Source organism: Azospirillum picis (assembly GCF_017876115.1).
Classification (GTDB): domain Bacteria; phylum Pseudomonadota; class Alphaproteobacteria; order Azospirillales; family Azospirillaceae; genus Azospirillum; species Azospirillum picis.
The window spans coordinates 256,063-271,961 of the sequence record NZ_JAGINO010000002.1 but is presented as its reverse complement, the minus strand read 5'-3'; the positions used below and the strand labels follow the sequence as shown (position 1 = coordinate 271,961).

The 15,899-nt window shown below is 69.4% G+C and carries 14 protein-coding genes and 1 tRNA gene; 7 read left to right on the top strand and 8 right to left on the bottom strand.

From position 1 onward, the window contains the following. Window positions 1-59 precede the first annotated feature (59 nt). From recJ to J2850_RS03770, 6 genes are all read left to right on the top strand, one after another. Window positions 60-1,856, top strand: coding sequence for a single-stranded-DNA-specific exonuclease RecJ (recJ, locus tag J2850_RS03795; protein ID WP_209978909.1), 1,797 nt, complete (start codon window positions 60-62; stop codon window positions 1,854-1,856). A gap of 107 nt (window positions 1,857-1,963) precedes the next feature. Then, window positions 1,964-2,039: transfer RNA gene (locus J2850_RS03790), tRNA-Glu, on the top strand. A gap of 141 nt (window positions 2,040-2,180) precedes the next feature. Continuing rightward, window positions 2,181-3,188, top strand: coding sequence for a tRNA dihydrouridine(20/20a) synthase DusA (dusA, locus tag J2850_RS03785; RefSeq protein ID WP_209978907.1), 1,008 nt, complete (start codon window positions 2,181-2,183; stop codon window positions 3,186-3,188). A gap of 391 nt (window positions 3,189-3,579) precedes the next feature. After that, on the top strand, window positions 3,580-5,001 hold the full coding sequence (thrC, locus tag J2850_RS03780) for a threonine synthase (protein WP_209978905.1): 1,422 nt from the start codon (window positions 3,580-3,582) through the stop codon (window positions 4,999-5,001). After that, window positions 4,998-6,257 (top strand): M16 family metallopeptidase, encoded by a 1,260-nt coding sequence (locus J2850_RS03775; protein ID WP_209978903.1) that lies wholly within the window; start codon window positions 4,998-5,000, stop codon window positions 6,255-6,257. Before thrC ends, J2850_RS03775 begins: the two co-directional genes overlap by 4 nt. Before the next feature lie 82 nt (window positions 6,258-6,339). Continuing rightward, window positions 6,340-6,930 (top strand): GNAT family N-acetyltransferase, encoded by a 591-nt coding sequence (locus J2850_RS03770; RefSeq protein WP_209978902.1) that lies wholly within the window; start codon window positions 6,340-6,342, stop codon window positions 6,928-6,930. Window positions 6,931-6,934: 4 nt separating this feature from the next. On the opposite strand, the gene J2850_RS03765 is transcribed toward J2850_RS03770, so the two are convergent. The 7 genes from J2850_RS03765 to J2850_RS03735 form a co-directional block, all read right to left on the bottom strand. After that, window positions 6,935-7,213 carry a hypothetical protein gene (locus J2850_RS03765; RefSeq protein ID WP_209978900.1) on the bottom strand — a complete coding sequence of 93 codons (279 nt, stop codon included), beginning with the start codon at window positions 7,211-7,213 and terminating at the stop codon, window positions 6,935-6,937. A gap of 85 nt (window positions 7,214-7,298) precedes the next feature. Next, window positions 7,299-8,618: a peptidoglycan -binding protein gene (locus tag J2850_RS03760; protein WP_209978899.1), complete on the bottom strand. Its 1,320-nt coding sequence runs from the start codon at window positions 8,616-8,618 to the stop codon at window positions 7,299-7,301. 30 nt (window positions 8,619-8,648) lie between these two features. Beyond that, window positions 8,649-9,788 (bottom strand): DNA repair protein RecN, encoded by a 1,140-nt coding sequence (locus J2850_RS03755; protein WP_370878904.1) that lies wholly within the window; start codon window positions 9,786-9,788, stop codon window positions 8,649-8,651. Between the two features lie 91 nt (window positions 9,789-9,879). Further along, on the bottom strand, window positions 9,880-10,185 hold the full coding sequence (locus tag J2850_RS31645; RefSeq protein WP_246512775.1) for an OmpA family protein: 306 nt from the start codon (window positions 10,183-10,185) through the stop codon (window positions 9,880-9,882). Window positions 10,186-10,827: 642 nt separating this feature from the next. Then, a complete protein-coding gene (locus tag J2850_RS03745) occupies window positions 10,828-11,625 on the bottom strand; it encodes an inositol monophosphatase family protein (RefSeq protein ID WP_209978893.1) in 798 nt (265 codons plus the stop codon). Window positions 11,626-11,724: 99 nt separating this feature from the next. Next, complete coding sequence (gene efp, locus J2850_RS03740) at window positions 11,725-12,291, bottom strand: elongation factor P (protein ID WP_209978891.1); 567 nt, start codon at window positions 12,289-12,291, stop codon at window positions 11,725-11,727. Between the two features lie 106 nt (window positions 12,292-12,397). Next, the gene (locus tag J2850_RS03735) at window positions 12,398-13,180 is read right to left on the bottom strand and encodes a calcium-binding protein (RefSeq protein WP_209978890.1); all 783 of its coding nucleotides are present in this window, start codon (window positions 13,178-13,180) and stop codon (window positions 12,398-12,400) included. Between the two features lie 175 nt (window positions 13,181-13,355). Between J2850_RS03735 and epmA the strand changes: the two genes are divergently transcribed. Continuing rightward, window positions 13,356-14,426, top strand: coding sequence for an EF-P lysine aminoacylase EpmA (gene epmA / locus J2850_RS03730; protein WP_209978888.1), 1,071 nt, complete (start codon window positions 13,356-13,358; stop codon window positions 14,424-14,426). Between the two features lie 71 nt (window positions 14,427-14,497). On the opposite strand, the gene J2850_RS03725 is transcribed toward epmA, so the two are convergent. Then, complete coding sequence (locus J2850_RS03725; RefSeq protein ID WP_209978886.1) at window positions 14,498-15,826, bottom strand: OmpP1/FadL family transporter; 1,329 nt, start codon at window positions 15,824-15,826, stop codon at window positions 14,498-14,500. Window positions 15,827-15,899: the final 73 nt, after the last annotated feature.

The following is a 15,899-nucleotide window of genomic DNA, read 5'->3' as shown; positions in this document are numbered from 1 at the left end:
CGTGCGCCCAGGTCTGCTATGGCTGTGCTCCGTTCCCACAGCCGGACCGCAGCACCGCCATGACCGAAGCCGCCGCCTTCCTCAACGTCGCCCAATCCCTGTCCGGCAAGCGCTGGCAGGCGCGGCCCTGCGACGAGCGGCAGGCGATGGCGCTCACCCAGTCGCGCGGCCTGCCGGAGGTGGTCGGGCGCGTGCTGGCCTCGCGCGGCGTCACCGAGGAGAGCTGCGAGACCTTCCTCAACCCCACCCTGAAGGCGCTGCTGCCCGACCCGTCGCGCTTCCGCGACATGGACCCGGCGGCCGAACGGATCGCCCGAGCGATCCGCGACGGCGAGCCGGTGGCGGTCTTCGGCGACTACGACGTCGACGGCGCCACCTCGGCCGCCCTGCTGCGCCGCTTCTTCCGCTCGCTCGGCGCCGACGTCCGGGTCTACGTCCCCGACCGCATCAAGGAGGGCTACGGCCCCAACGCCGCGGCCATGCTGCGGCTGAAGGGGGAGGGCGTGCGGCTGGTGGTGACGGTCGATTGCGGCGTCTCCGCCTTCGCCGCCCTGGAGGCCGCGGCCGATGCCGGGCTGGAGGTGGTGGTGCTCGACCACCACGCCGCCGAGCCGCGGCTGCCGCCGGCGGTGGCGCTGGTCAATCCCAACCGGCTGGACGAGGACGGCGCCTACCGGACGCTGTGCGCCGCCGGCGTCACCTTCATCACCATCGTCGCCGTCAACCGGGTGCTGCGCCAGTCCGGCTTCTACCGCGACCGCGCCGAACCGAACCTGATGGAGTGGCTCGACCTGGTGGCGCTCGGCACGGTGTGCGACGTGGTGCCGCTGACCGGGCTGAACCGCGCGCTGGTGGCGCAGGGGCTGAAGGTGATGGCGCGGCGCGCCAATCCCGGCCTCGCCGCCCTGTCCGACGTTGCCGGGGTGAAGGAGAAGCCCGACGCCTACCATGCGGGCTACGTCCTCGGCCCCCGCGTGAATGCCGGCGGCCGGGTCGGGGCCTCCGACCTCGGCGCCCGGCTGCTGTCCACCGACGACCCGATGGAGGCGATGGAACTGGCGCAGCGGCTGGAGGCCCACAATGCCGAGCGCCGCACGGTGGAGCAGGCGGTGCTGGACGAGGCGCTGGAGCGCGTCGCCGCCGAGGGCGGGCGCGAGACCGACCTGGTCTTCGTGGCGGGGCAGGGCTGGCATCCCGGCGTCATCGGCATCGTCGCCGCCCGCCTGAAGGAGCGCTACAGCCGCCCGGCCTGCGTGGTGGCGCTGGAGCAGGGGGCCGACGGCACGGTGATCGGCAAGGCGTCCGGCCGCTCGGTGCGCGGCGTCGACCTCGGCGCCGCGGTGATCGCCGCCCGTCAGGAAGGGCTGCTGATCGGCGGCGGCGGCCATCGCATGGCGGCGGGCTTCACCGTCGCCGGCGACAAGCTGGAGCCGCTGCGCGACTTCCTGCACGGCCGCATCTCCGAACAGATGGCCGCCGCCCCGCTGGTGCCGACGCTGGAGCTGGACGGGGCGCTGTCGGTCGGCGGTGCCAATGTCGGGCTGGTGACCATGCTCGACAAGCTCGGCCCCTACGGCACCGGCAACGCCGAACCGCGCTTCGCCGTCGCCGACGCCCGCGTGGTGCGTGCCGACGTGGTCGGCGCCAACCATGTCCGCTGCATCCTGCAGGGCAACGACGGTGCCCGGCTGAAGGCCATCGCCTTCCGGGCGCTGGACAGCGACATGGGCCAGGCCCTGCTGACCGGCCGCGGCACGCCGTTCCACCTCGCGGGCGTGCTGCGCATCGACCGCTGGAACGGCTCGGAAGGGGTCCAGCTTCTGATCGACGACGCCGCGCCGGCCCGTTCCGCCTAGCCTCTTCAACGGTTTGACGGGGTGGGACGCAAAAATTACCGGGGCATGCAAAAAAGCGCTTGCGCTCCCCGGCTGCGATCTTTAGAAAGCGCGTCACCGCGAACGACGTCCCCGTCGTCTAGAGGCCTAGGACACCGCCCTTTCACGGCGGCGACACGGGTTCGACTCCCGTCGGGGACGCCACCTTCTCCAAGGTGCGCGACAAGCTCAGAGGCTCGGCTGCAAAGCCGGGCCTTTTGCGTTTGGCGGCGTGGCGGCCACGCGGTTGCCTGCCCTTGCCGCCCGCGTCACCCTGTCGTCCCGGCCGCCGCGGAGCTGAGCGCTATGACCGTCCCCACTCCCGCCATCCCCCTCAGCGTCGCCCCGATGATGGACTGGACCGACCGGCATTGCCGGTACTTCCACCGTCTGCTGTCGGCATCGACGCTGCTCTATACCGAGATGGTGACCACCGGCGCCGTGCTGCATGGCGACCGCGAGCGGTTGCTGGGCTTCGACGCGGCGGAGCATCCGGTGGCGCTCCAGCTCGGCGGCTCCGACCCGGCCGACCTCGCCGCCTGCGCCCGCATCGCCGAGGAGTGGGGCTATGACGAGGTGAACCTGAACGTCGGCTGCCCGAGCGACCGCGTGCAGTCCGGCCGCTTCGGCGCCTGCCTGATGGCGGAGCCGGACCTGGTGGCGCGGCTGGTCGGCGCGATGCGCGAGGCGGTGTCGATCCCCGTCACCGTCAAGTCGCGCATCGCCATCGACGAGATGGAGGAGTGGCCGACGCTGGACCACTTCATCCGCACCGTCTCGGCCGCCGGCTGCAGCCACTTCATCGTCCATGCGCGCAAGGCCTGGCTGAAGGGGCTCAGCCCCAAGGAGAACCGGGACATCCCGCCGCTGCGCTACGATCTCGTCCACCGGCTGAAGGCCGAGCACCCGCATCTGACCATCGCCATCAACGGCGGCATCAAGACGTTGGACGAGGCGTCGGCGCATCTCGGCAAAGTCGACAGCGTGATGATCGGCCGCGCTGCCTACGAGACGCCCTACATCCTGGCCGACGCCGACCGCCGCCTGATGGGCGGCCCGACCGGTCCGGACCGCCACGCGGTGATCATGGCCATGCTGCCCTACATCGAGGCGCGCATGGCGCTGGGCACGCCGCTGTCGGCGATCACCCGCCACATGCTGGGCCTGTTCCAGGGCCTGCCCGGCGCCCGCGCCTACCGCCGCCACATCGCCGAGAATGCCCACCGGCCCGGCGCCGGGCCGGTGGTGCTGGAGCGCGCTGCCGCCCTGGTGCGCCGTCGTGGACCGGACGAGACGGTGGAGGTCGCGGCCTAGCGCGACGATTCGGCGGGGCAGGGCTGCGCCGGCCCGACCGGTTTGCGCGGTTTTCCCGGCCGCTTTGCCCCGCCTCCCATTCGTGCTAGGAAGGTATGCCCTGCCGCCGACTGCGGAGCCTTTCCATGCCCGGACGCCGGAAACCGCTTGAAATGCCAATAATCGCGCGGGGTTGCAGCCCTGCCCATTGGTCATGTCGTGCCGCTGCGGCGGCATGTGGAACAATGGAACAGGACGCCGATCCTGTTTCATCCGGTTTCAAACGTTCCATCCGCGGTCCATCGGGGAGGGAAACGGCCGGTGCGATTGCCCGGGCGGCCGGCCCCGCACCGCTTGCGTGCGGGCGGGGTCCTCGCTAACTATGCCCACTTCATCGGACGGAGTGGAAACGGTGCGGTACGTCAGCACGCGGGGCGTGGCCCCGGTCCTGGGATTTGAAGACGTTCTCCTGGCCGGTCTGGCCCGCGACGGCGGCCTTTACGTGCCGGAAACCTGGCCGCAGTTCACGGCCGACGACATCCGCGCGCTCCGCGGCCTGCCCTACAGCGAGATCGCCGTCCGGGTGATGCTGCCCTTCCTCGGCGGCGCCATCGCCGAGGACGAGTTCCGCGCCATCGTCCGCGACGCCTATGCCGGCTTCGACCATGCCGCGGTGACCCCGCTGGTGCAGATCGACCCCACCACCTGGGTGCTGGAGCTGTTCCACGGGCCGACACTGGCCTTCAAGGACGTGGCGCTGCAACTGCTCGGCCGCCTGTTCGACCATGTGCTGGCCAAGCGGGGCCAGCGGGTGACCATCGTCGGCGCCACCTCCGGCGACACCGGCTCCGCCGCCATCGAGGCGTGCCGCGACCGCCGGAACGTCGACATCTTCATCCTGCACCCCAAGGGCCGCACCTCGGAGGTGCAGCGCCGGCAGATGACCAGCGTGCTGTCCTCCAACGTCCACAACATCGCGGTGGACGGCACCTTCGACGACTGCCAGGACCTGGTGAAGGCGATGTTCAACGACGGCGCCTTCCGCGACCGGATGGGGCTGTCGGCCGTGAACTCGATCAACTGGGCGCGCATCATGGCCCAGATCGTCTACTACTTCACCGCCGCGGTGGCGCTGGGCGCCCCCGACCGCAAGGTCGCCTTCACCGTGCCGACCGGCAACTTCGGCAACGTCTATGCCGCCTACGGCGCCCGCGCCATGGGGCTGCCGGTGGAGACGCTGGTGGTCGGCTCGAACAGCAACGACATCCTGGCGCGCTTTTTTGCCAGTGGGGCCATGGCCGCCGCGCCGGTCGTGCCTACCTTGTCTCCCAGCATGGACATCCAGATTTCCTCCAACTTCGAGCGGCTGCTGTTCGACCTGCTCGACCGCGACGGCGCCGCGGTGACCGCCGCGCTCAACCGCTTCCGGGCGGAGGGCCGCTTCGAGGTCACCGAGGCGCAGCTCGCCCGGGCGCTGGCGATCTTCTCCGGCCACCGGGTCGACGAGGCCGGCACCATGGCGACCATCGCCGACACCTGGACGGGCAGCCTCTACCTGCTCGACCCGCACACGGCGGTCGGCATCGCCGCGGCCAAGGCCGCGGTGGCGGCCGGCCGGGTCGAGCGGACCGCGCCCATGGTGGTGCTCGCCACCGCCCATCCCGCCAAGTTCCCCGATGCGGTGGAGAAGGCGACCGGCCGCCGGCCGGACCTGCCGCCGCGTCTGTCCGATCTTTATGTGCGCGAAGAGCGCCTGTCCGAACTGCCGAACGATCTGGCGGCGGTTCAGGATTTCGTCACCGCGCGCGCCCGCGCCGCCCAGGAGGCCGCATGAGTTCCATCCGTGTGACGACGTTGCCCAACGGGCTTCGCGTCGCGACCGACACCATGCCCGACGTGCAGTCCGTGTCCCTCGGCTGCTGGGTCGGGGTGGGGACCCGCAACGAGGCGGCGAGCGTCAACGGCGTCGCCCACCTCGTCGAGCATATGCTGTTCAAGGGCACCCGCCGCCGCTCGGCCTTCCGCATCTCCGAGGAGATCGAGAATGTCGGCGGGCAACTGAACGCCTACACCACCCGCGAGCAGACCGCCTACTACGCCAAGGTCCTGCACGAGGATGCGCCGCTGGCGCTCGACATCCTCTCCGACATGATCCAGCACTCCACGCTGGACGCCGAGGAACTGGTGCGCGAACGCACCGTGGTGCTGCAGGAGATCGGCCAGAGTGCCGACACCCCCGACGACATCATCTTCGACCATTTCCAGTCCACGGCCTATCCGGGGCAGGCGATCGGCCGGCCGGTGCTGGGCTCCGCCGAGATCGTCGGCGCCCTGCCGCGCGAGGCGCTGGTCGACTACATCGCCGGCCATTACGGCGCCCCCGGCATGGTGCTGAGCGCCGCCGGCCGGATCGAGCACGACCGGATGGTCGATCTCGCGATGAAGGCGTTCGGCGACATGCCGGGCGGCGCCCCGCCCAAGCCGGAACCCGCCCGCTACACCGGCGGCGATTTCCGCGAGGACCGCGACCTGGAGCAGATGCACCTGGTGCTCGGCTTCGACGGGGTGGGGGTGCACGACCCCGACTTCTATGCCCATTCGGTGCTCTCGACCCTGCTCGGCGGCGGCATGTCGTCGCGCCTGTTCCAGGAGGTGCGGGAGAAGCGCGGGCTGGTCTATTCCATCTACACCTTCACCGGCGGCTACCATGACGGCGGCCTGTTCGGCGTCTATGCCGGCACCGGCGAGGACGAGGTGGCGGACCTTGTCCCCGTCGTCTGCGACGAGATCGCCAAGGTCGGCGCCGACGTGACCGAGGACGAGGTGGCCCGCGCGCGTGCCCAGTTGAAGGCCGGCACGCTGATGGCGCTGGAGAGCACGATGTCGCGCTGCGAGCAACTCGGCCAGCAGATCCTGATCTACGATCGTCCGGTCCCGGTCGACGAGATCGTGTCGAAGATCGACGCCGTCGACCGCGAGGCCGTGGTCAAGGCCGCCGGCCGCCTCCGCGCCAGCCGTCCGACCGTCGCCGCGCTGGGGCCAATCGACAAGCTGGAAAGCTACGACCGCATCGCGGAGCGCCTTGCCTGACCATGACGAGGCTCGCCGCCCTCCTGCCGTCCACGGGCTTTTCCCCCTCTCCCCCACGGGGGAGAGGGAATACGGCCGTCTCATGATCCGCCTTCTCGGCAGCGGGCTCATCAGCCCGCCCGCCATGCGGTTCGACGGGCCGCACTGCTACATCCGCCCGCCGCTGCCGCGCGACTGGCGGGAATGGGCGGATCTCCGCGCCGCCTCGCGCTCCTTCCTGACGCCGTGGGAGCCGACATGGCCGGCCGACGCGCTGACGCGGACGGCCTTCGCCCGGCGGCTGCGGCGGCAGGCGCAGGAATGGCGGGACGACCTCGGCTACAGCTTCCTGATCTTCGACCGCGCCACCGAGTCCCTGGTCGGCGGACTGGGGTTGACCAACATCCGCCGCGGCGTGGCGCAGATGGGCACGCTCGGCTACTGGGCCGGCCAGCCCCACGCCCGCCGCGGCTACGTTTCCGGCGGAACCCGGCTGGCCCTGGACTTCGCCTTCGGCCAGCTCGGGCTGCACCGCATCGAGGCCGCCTGCCTGCCGACCAACCTGCCCAGCCGCGGCCTGCTGGAAAAGGTCGGCTTCACCCACGAGGGCTATGCGCGCGGCTACCTGCGCATCGACGGCGCCTGGCGCGACCACGTCCTCTACGCCATCCTGCGCGAGGAATGGAAGGGCTGAGCGGCTACTTCGACGGCTGATTGTTGCCGTGGCTGTCCGTCGACTGCTGCTCCTGCTTCCTCGCCTCGTCCTGCTTCTTGGACTCGTCCTTCTTCGCCTCGTGATGGCCGACCGCGCAGCCGACGGCCGCACCGGCGACCCCGTGGCCCGACCCGACCATGTGCCCGGCGACGCCGCCGACCGCGGCGCCCTTCAGGCAGCCCTTCGCCTCCGCCGGCTGGGGCAGGGTGGTGGCCGCGCCTGCCAGCAGGACGATCGCCAGGGCAGCAAAGAGTGTTTTCATGATGGGCATTCCTTCGATCCGACGGGTGTGTCGTCGAAGGGAAAACGCCTGCCCCCGGCCACCGGTTCCGGCCGGAGGCCTGCGCTCAGCGCTGGTCCAACTTGATCTCGATGCGGCGGTTCCTCGCCAGCGCCTCGTCCGAACTGCCGGGATCGAGCGGCTGGAACTCGCCGAAGGCGGCGGCGGCCAGCCGTTCCGGCGGGATGCCCTGGTCGATCAGGAACTTCACCACCGAGATCGCGCGGGCCGACGACAGCTCCCAGTTGGAGGAGAACTGGAAGCGCACCGGCTTGATGTCGGTGTGGCCATCCACCCGCAGCACCCAGTTGATGTCGGAGGGGATCGCCTTGCCGATCTCGATCAGCGTCCGGGCGAGGTCGGCGAGGCGCTGCTTGCCGGCCTCCTCCAGCGTGGCGGAGCCGGAGGGGAACAGCAGCTCCGACTGGAAGACGAAGCGGTCGCCGACGATCCTCACGTCCGGGCGGCTGCCCAGCGCCTCACGGACCCGGCCGAAGAATTCCGACCGGTAGCGGGCAAGGTCCTGCACCTTGGCGGCCAGCGCCTGGTTCAGCCGGGCGCCCAACTCGGCGATCTGCACCTTCTGGTCCGCCGATGCCTTCTCCGACACGTCCAACGCGGCGCTGATGCGGGCGAGCTGTTCGCGCAGGGCCAGGAGCTGCTGGTTCAGCAGCTCGACCTGCTGCTTGCTCTTTGCCCCTTCCGCCTGCTCGCCGCCCAGCGACGCCATCAGGTCCTTGATGCGGATGTCACGCTGGTCGATCTCCTTCTGCGCCAGCACCGTCTTGTCGGTGGCGTCGGCGAGCTGCGTCTCCAGGGCCTTGGCCCGGTCGCGCGTGGTGCCGAGTTCCGACAGCAGGGCTTGGCGCTGCTGCTCGGTCAGCTTGGTCGCGGCGACGGCGGCGGCCAGTTCGCCCTCCAGCTTCTGCCGGGCCTCGCGCAGCGCCTTGATGTCGGCCTGGAGGCTGAGGATCTCCTTCAGCTTCAGCTCCAGGCTCTCGCGATCGACGCGGACGTTGCGCTGAAGCTCCTCAAGCGTGCGGGTGGTGCGGTCGCGGTCCTCCTGCAACTGGCCGAGCTGCAGGGTCATGTCGTCGCGCGTGGCGACCGAGCTCTGCAGCTCCGTCGACAGTTGGGTGATGTTGACCCGCAGGTCGGCGTTCGCCTCCCGCTCCATCGCCAGCAGGTCGTTCATCTCCGCGATCTTGTGGTTCAGCGCGGTGAGCTGCTCGTCGCGGCCGGTGAGCGTGGTGGCGAGGTAGAACTGGGCCACCACGAAGACCATCAGCAGGAAGATGACGACCATCACCAGCGACGACAGGGCGTCGACCCAGCCGGGCCAGGCGTTGGCTTCGCGGTGCCCGTTGCGGCGGCTGATGCTGGGCATGCTGTCTCCGTTCGGGTAACCGGCGCCGCGTCAGCGCGGCTGCTGGTCGGCCTCTTCCGCCAGGGCCGCGATGGTGCGGGCCAGCAGCTTGATCTCGCTGCGGATCTCCTGCACCGCCTGGACGCGGCCGTTGGAGGATTCCTCGACGATGCGGGCGAGATAGATGTCCATGTTGCGCAGGTGCTGGCGCGAGGCGTCGTCGAAGCCGCCGGTCGCCGCTTCCGCCAGCCGGTCGAGCAATCCTCTGACCTCGAGCTGGTTCTCGCCCAGCCGAAGCAGGAGCTGCTGCTCGGCGCGCATGTGGTCGGTCAGGCTCGACAGCCGCTCGGTCAGCGCCATCAGGTTGGCGTTGGCGGCGCGCCGTCCTTCTTCCGCCGTCGCGACCGTCCGTTGGAGCGAATCGAGGTTCTCGGCGGTCTGCTCCAGCAGGGCGGTCAGATAGGCGGACGCCGCGTGGTCACCCGACTCCAGGCCGCCGGCCGCACCGCTCGACAGCCGGGTGGCGCTGGACAGCCAGTCCTCCAGATCCTGGAAGAAGCGGTTGTGGGCCTGGCTCGCCTGCAGTTCCAGGAAGCCCAGCACCAGCGAGCCGGCGAGGCCGAACAGCGACGAGGAGAAGGCGGTGCCCATGCCGGCCAGCGGCGCCTCCAGGCCCTGCTGCAGGCGGGAGAACATCGTGCCGACGTCGCCGCCCTGGACCGAAAGGCTGCCGATCACCCCGCTCACCGATTGCACGGTGTGCAGCAGGCCCCAGAAGGTGCCGAGCAGGCCGAGGAAGATCAGCAGGCCGATCAGGTATCGCGAAAGCTCCCGCGATTCGTCCAGACGCGAGGCGATGCCATCCAGCAGCGAGCGCATCGACAGGGCGGATAGCGTCAGCCGGCCGCGCCGCTCGCCGAGCATGCGGGCCATCGGCGCCAGCAGCACCGGCTCCTGCAGCGGCAGCGTGCCGGACTGGTATTGCTCAAGCCACGCCACCTCCGGCCGCAGGATCAGCACCTGCCGGAAGATGAAGGCGATGCCGGCCAGCAGCGTCGCCAGGATGACGCCGTTCAGCGGCGCATTGTTCAGGAAGGCGGCGCGGAGCGCCGGGAACAGCAGGGCCGCCACCGCGCCGACCACCAGAAGGAACAGGATCATCCTGGTCAGGAACCGCTCGGGGCGTGTCATGGGGGCGGAAACCTCCAGCGGTCGGGTCGGGCCTGCGATCGGGGTGTGGGCACTCATGGTGGTCCGGTGCGGCCTTTCGCGCGATTGGGCGCTATTCGTTCAGAAAGACGGCATCGATGCGGTCCGGCGGCCCGGCAGCGTCCTCATCGACCCCGAGGGCGCGCACGTCGACGCGTGCGCTGCGGATGCCGAAGGCCGTGAGCCGTTCCCGCAAGGCCAGGGCCCTGGACAAGGAGCGTTGCCGCGCCTCGCGCGCCGTGTCGGCGGTGCCGCTGGCGTAGGAGCGCAGTTGCAGGCGTGCCGTCTCGCTGGCGCGCATGCGGTCGACGATGCGGTCTATCGTGGAGTCCGCCGCATCGGGCAGGGCGGTGGCGTCGCCTTGGAAGACAAGGCTCAACACGCTCGACGGTGGCGGTTGCAGCGCGGGCGGGGCCGCCTCCGGGGCGGGTGGCAGCGCCGCCGTGTCGGTTCGGGGGGGCGGTGCCGTTCCGGTGGGAGCCGAGGGCAGGGCAGGGATGCCGGCATCCTGGGACGGTGCGGGATCCGGCACCGCCTGTGTCTGAGGCTGCCGGGCCTGAGGCTGGGGCTGGGGCTGGGCCGTCTTCGCGGGTTCGCCCCGCGCCGTCTTGCGCGGTGCGGGTTCTGCAGGACCTTCCGTCAGTTCGGGCGACGGCGGAGCTTCCAGCGGTTGCGGCAGCACGAGGCGCGGCGGTGCCTTGACCGGCGGTGGGGTCCGCAGGCTGGGGCGCGGCGGAACGGAGAGCGGGACCGCATTCTCAAGCGATAGGGCGGCCGGAGTGGCCTTGGATGGCGTCGGGCCACCGGGCGGCGACGCCGCCAGGGCCTGGGCCGGTGGGCAGAGCATCAAGCCCGCGCAAAGCGCGGCTACGGCGCCGGCATGGCGGCTGCGGTCGGCATTTCCCCTGCGGGCCAAGGCATTGCGTCCAATCAAACCTTTGTCCTGCAAACCATACCCTATCGATCGTTCCCGCCACAACCGGCTAAGAGGCAGGTTCCCGCGCAGGAAGCGCGGGAGACCTCAGCCCTTCGCCCCCTTCAGCAGGCGGGAGACCGGAACCTGGAGGTGGCTGTTGGCGGCCAGCACGGAGCCGGTGAACACCGGGTTGCGGCCACCGTCGATTTCGCCGACGAACCCGCCCGCCTCGGTCACCATCAGCACGCCGGCAGCGCAGTCCCACGGTGCCAAGCCGCGCTCCCAATAGGCATCGAAGCGCCCGGCAGCGGTGTAGGCGAGGTCGAGCGAGGCGGCGCCGAAGCGGCGAATGCCGGCGACCTCCTTCATCACCGCTTCCTGTTCCTTCAGGAAGCCGGCATGATCGCCGCGGCCCTTGAACGGAATGCCGGTGGCGAGCACCGAGTCTTCCAGGCGGCGACGTTCGGATACGCGCAGGCGCTGGTGGTTGACGAAGGCGCCGGCCCCCTTCTCCGTCCAGAACATCTGGTCGCCGATCGGCTCGTAGATCACGCCGGCGACGATCTCGCCGCCGCGTTCCGCGGCGATGGAGATCGCCCAGTGCGGAATGCCGTGCAGGAAGTTGGTGGTGCCGTCGAGCGGATCGACGATCCAGCGCGCCTCGGCGTCGCTGCCCTTGGACGCGCCGCTCTCCTCCATCAGGAAGCCGAACTCGGGCCGGGCCTTCTGCAGTTCCTCGCGCAGGGTGCGTTCGGCCTTCAGGTCGGCGGCCGACACGAAATCCGCCGGGCCCTTGCGCGAGACCTGGAGGTGTTCAACCTCGCCGAAGTCGCGGACGAGACCCCGGGCGGCCTTCTCGGCGGCGCGGACCATGACGTTGATGAGTGCGGAGCGGGTGGCCATGGGCGTGGGTGTACCGTTTCGTGCGGGAACTCAAAAAACAATACACCGGCCTCCGCGCGTGGCGAAGGCCGGTGGCTTCAGAAAGTGCCGTGCTGCGGCTCAGTCCTTGGCGCGCTCGACATACTCGCCGGTGCCGGTATCGACGACGACGCGGGTGCCGGCCTCGATGTGGGGCGGAACCAGGATCGACACGCCGTTCTCCAGCTTCGCCGGCTTGTAGGACGAAGAGGCCGTCTGGCCCTTCACCACCGGGTCGGCTTCGACGATCTGCAGCGTGACCTTGCCCGGGATCTCGACGCCCAGCGGGCTGCCCTCATGGCTCTGGACGGTGACTTCCATGCCGTCCTGCAGGAAGACCGCCGGATCGCCGATGATGTCGCGCGGGATGGCGACCTGCTCGAAGCTTTCCTTGTCCATGAAGGTGAAGCTGTCGCCTTCGGAGAAGAGGAAGGTCATCTCATGCTCGTCCAGGCGAGCGCGCTCAACGGTCTCCTGGGTGCGGAACCGCTCGGTCGACTTGTTGCCGGTGCGAACGTCCTTCATTTCCAACTGGATGAAGGCGCCGCCCTTGCCAGGCTGCACGATGGCGGTTTTGGTGATGACCCAGAGCTTACCGTTGTGCTCCAGCACATGGCCGGGGCGCATCGTGTTGGCATTGACCTTCATGGCTTACTCGTGAATTCCAAGATACGGGCGGCCGGACCCTATCAGCTTGACCGCCCGGTGGCAACGGCGCGGAACGTTCATCGCATCCGAAAGCAGCGCCTTCCGTTCAGGCGGTCATGAACCAGTTGGACCGCACTTGGTTGGAATGGATGCCTTCCAGCGTCATGCTGCCGCCGTCGCCGAAACCGATCACGGCATTTCCCGCGGCATCCGACGACACGCCGTAGCCAAGCCCGCCGGACAGGACGATGCGGTCGCCCTGGCTGAACCGGAAGTCCCTGATGGTGTCGTCGCCGCCGCCGGCGGTCGCGACGAACCGGTCGCCGCCGGTGCCGCCGATCAGCAGGTCATTGCCCGTTCCGCCGACCAGCCAGTCGTTTCCCGAACCGCCGTCGAGCGTGTCGTTGCCGCCCAGCCCGAACAGCCGGTCGTCGCCACCCAGCCCGGACAGGCTGTTCACCGCATCGTTGCCGGTGACGACGTTGTCCAAGCCGTTGCCGGTGCCGCGGGCGACGCTTTCCAGCAGCGTCAGGTTCTCCACGTTGTCGGGCAGGGTGGCGTCGATCCAGGCCCTCACTTCGTCGATGCCGCCGCCGCGGAACTCGATGATGCTGTCCTGCGGACGGTCATAGTAATAGATGTCGTTTCCGCTGCCGCCGACCATGATGTCGTTGCCGGCGCTGCCGTCCATGATGTCGTTGCCGCGGCCGCCGAAGAGCCAGTCGTCGCCCCAGCTTCCCCGCAGCTCGTCATCTCCGCCGAGGCCGATGAGCGTATCGTTCCCCTCCATGCCGCCCATGTAGTCGAAGCCGCGGTTGCCGATCATCAGGTCACCCTGGGCGGTGCCGTTCAGCCAGTTGGTGAGGGTCTTGCCGAGGAAAAGGGACATACTGCGCTCTCCATCCGTTCGCGTGTTGGCTTGCCTTGACCATAAATTTCGGACAAATGCCTGTCTTTCGCGCGGGCGGATGATGTCCGCTTCGGGGACGGGTCTTGTGAAAGCGGTGCGCCGATGGTCTGATGCGCGCCCGTTAGCGTCGCCTGCCATCCGAACGAGTGCATCCATGCCGCCGACCCTCTGCCCGCCGGCCGATCTGCCACCCTGGCACCCCGAGTCCCTGGCCGCACGCCGGCCCTTCCTGGCGGCCCGTGGCCGTGTGTTGAACGCCGTGCGCGCGGTCTTCCAGGAGCGTGCCTTCACCGAGGTCAATACCCCGGCCCTGCAGGTCTCGCCGGGGATGGAGCCTCATCTTCAGGCCTTCGCGACCGAGTTGCGCGGAGCCCATCCCGACGATCGCCGGCCGCTCTATCTGCACACCAGTCCCGAATTCGCCATGAAGAAGCTGCTGGTCGCGGGCGTGCCGCGGCCATGGCAATTGGCGCAGGTCTACCGTAACGGCGAGCGGTCGGGCACGCATGCCCCGGAATTCTCCATGCTGGAGTGGTACCGGGCGGGCGAGGGCTATCATGCGCTGGTCGATGACTGCCAGGAACTGCTGCGCGCGGGAGCGGAGGCGGGCGGGCGGCGCGCCTTTTCCTTCCGCGGCATGACCTGCGACCCGTTCCGGGAATGGCGCGTGCTGACGGTGCCGGACGCCTTCGCCGAATATGCCGGCATCGACCTGATGGCGACCTACGACGGCAGCCCGGATCCTGATCCGGCCCTCCTGGCGGCGGCGGCCACGCGCATCGGCATCCATCCGCATGACGGCGACCGCTGGGAAGACATCGTCTTCCGCATCATGTTCGACCGCATCGAGCCGCATCTTGGCAACGGCGTGCCCTGCGTGCTGACCGACTATCCGCTGTGCATGGCGGCCCTGTCGCGTCCGAAGCCCGACGATCCGCGGCTGGCCGAGCGGTTCGAGCTGTACGCCTGCGGGCTGGAGCTTGCGAACGCCTTCGGCGAGCTGACCGACGCAGCGGTCCAGCGCGCCCGCTTCGAGGCCGACATGGCCCTCAAGGAGACGCTCTACGGCGAGCGTTTCCCCGTCGACGAGGATTTCCTCGCAGCACTGGAGTTCGGCATGGCGGAGAGCAGCGGCATCGCCATGGGGTTCGACCGGCTGGTCATGCTGTGCAGCGGGGCCGAGAGTATCGACCAGGTTCTCTGGCTACCGGTGGCGGGCTTCTGAGATGCCGTCCACGCCCCTCTTCGGCGTTGCGGAGGAAGGGCGTGGAGCGGTGTGTCAAGGCGGGAGCCGGATCAGAAGGTGAACTTTGCCTGCAGACCGACGAGATCGATGCTGCTCTTGTACTTGACGTTGAGGTTGCCGCGACCGGCCTCGGCACCCGTCAGGTCATCGGTCAAGGCCACCGAGGTGCCGGGCACGAAGACATGCGAGTAGGCCGCGTCGACCCTGATGCTGTCCGTCACCTGGTAGCCGGCGCCGACCGACAGCCAGTACCGGTTCTGCTCCGGGACGCGCGGCGTGCGGTAATCGATGTCGACAGACCCCTTGTCGAAGGCGACGCCGCCGCGCAGCGTCAGCTTGTCCGTCACCTTGTAGGAGGTGCCGAGCGAGTAGTACCAGGTGTCGTTCCAGTGCTCCTCGGTCAGAGAGCTCAGGGCCGGGTTGGCGATGTTCACCCGCAGTTCGCGGAAGCGCGACCAGTTGGTCCACTGCACGTCGGCCATCACCGCCCAGCGGTCGTTGACCTCGTGATAGAGGCCGATCGACGCGACGTCCGGAGTGGTGAGGTCGGCTTTGGCGCCCTGGCCCGGAAGCGCGCCGGCAAGTGCCGCCGGCAGGCCGGTGAACGAGATGTTGCCGGTCAGCGTGTGGTTCACCGGCGAGCGGTAGGCGAGGCCGATGCGGGTTCCCTTCACCGGTTCGATCAGCGCGCCCAGGGTGAAGCCCCAGCCCCAGTCGTCGCCGGTCACGTCGCTCTTGACGTCGAGGGCGCCAGGCCGGCCGAGGCGGCTGGCACCGAAATCGGAGGCCTGCGACAGCTTGGCCTTGGCGTACTGGATCTGGACGCCGCCACCGACGGTGATCATCGGGTTGATGCGGTAGGACACCGTCGGCGCGAAGTTGTAGGTGCGCAGGTCCGATCGGATGCCGTGGTAGCGCCCGATCCAGGCGTCGCCGTAATCGGTGACCAGGCCCCAGGGGCCGTTGGCCGACAGCCCGAGCTTCAGGTCGTTGTTGACCGAATAGACGAAGTAGCCGGAGGGGATGAGGGCATCCTGGGCGATGTCGCCGGGCGAAGCGTCGCCGCGGATCGCCGTGCCGCCCAGCCGGGCCGCGCGGGTGGCGCTGGCGCTGTCGACCTTGGACTTGACGATGACGCCGGTGGCGGTCTGGACCACTTCGATTCCGGTGACCAGCCCCATGGTCGCCGGATTGTAGAACATGGAGCTGGCATCGCCGTTGGCGCCGGCGGTGACGCCGGCATAGGCGGCGCCCATGCCGGACACGCTCTGTTCCTTCAGTGCGAAGCCCGCGGCGAACGCGGTCGAGGCGATCGGTGCGGTCACCGCGACGGCGGCGACGGCGGTCAGCAGGCGGGTCCTGAGCGCTGTCGGAGACATGTTTCCTTCCCCAAATTGTGTTATTGCCCCAATGATACACAGGCTGACGCTTACGTAAAGCACGGGCAGCGAT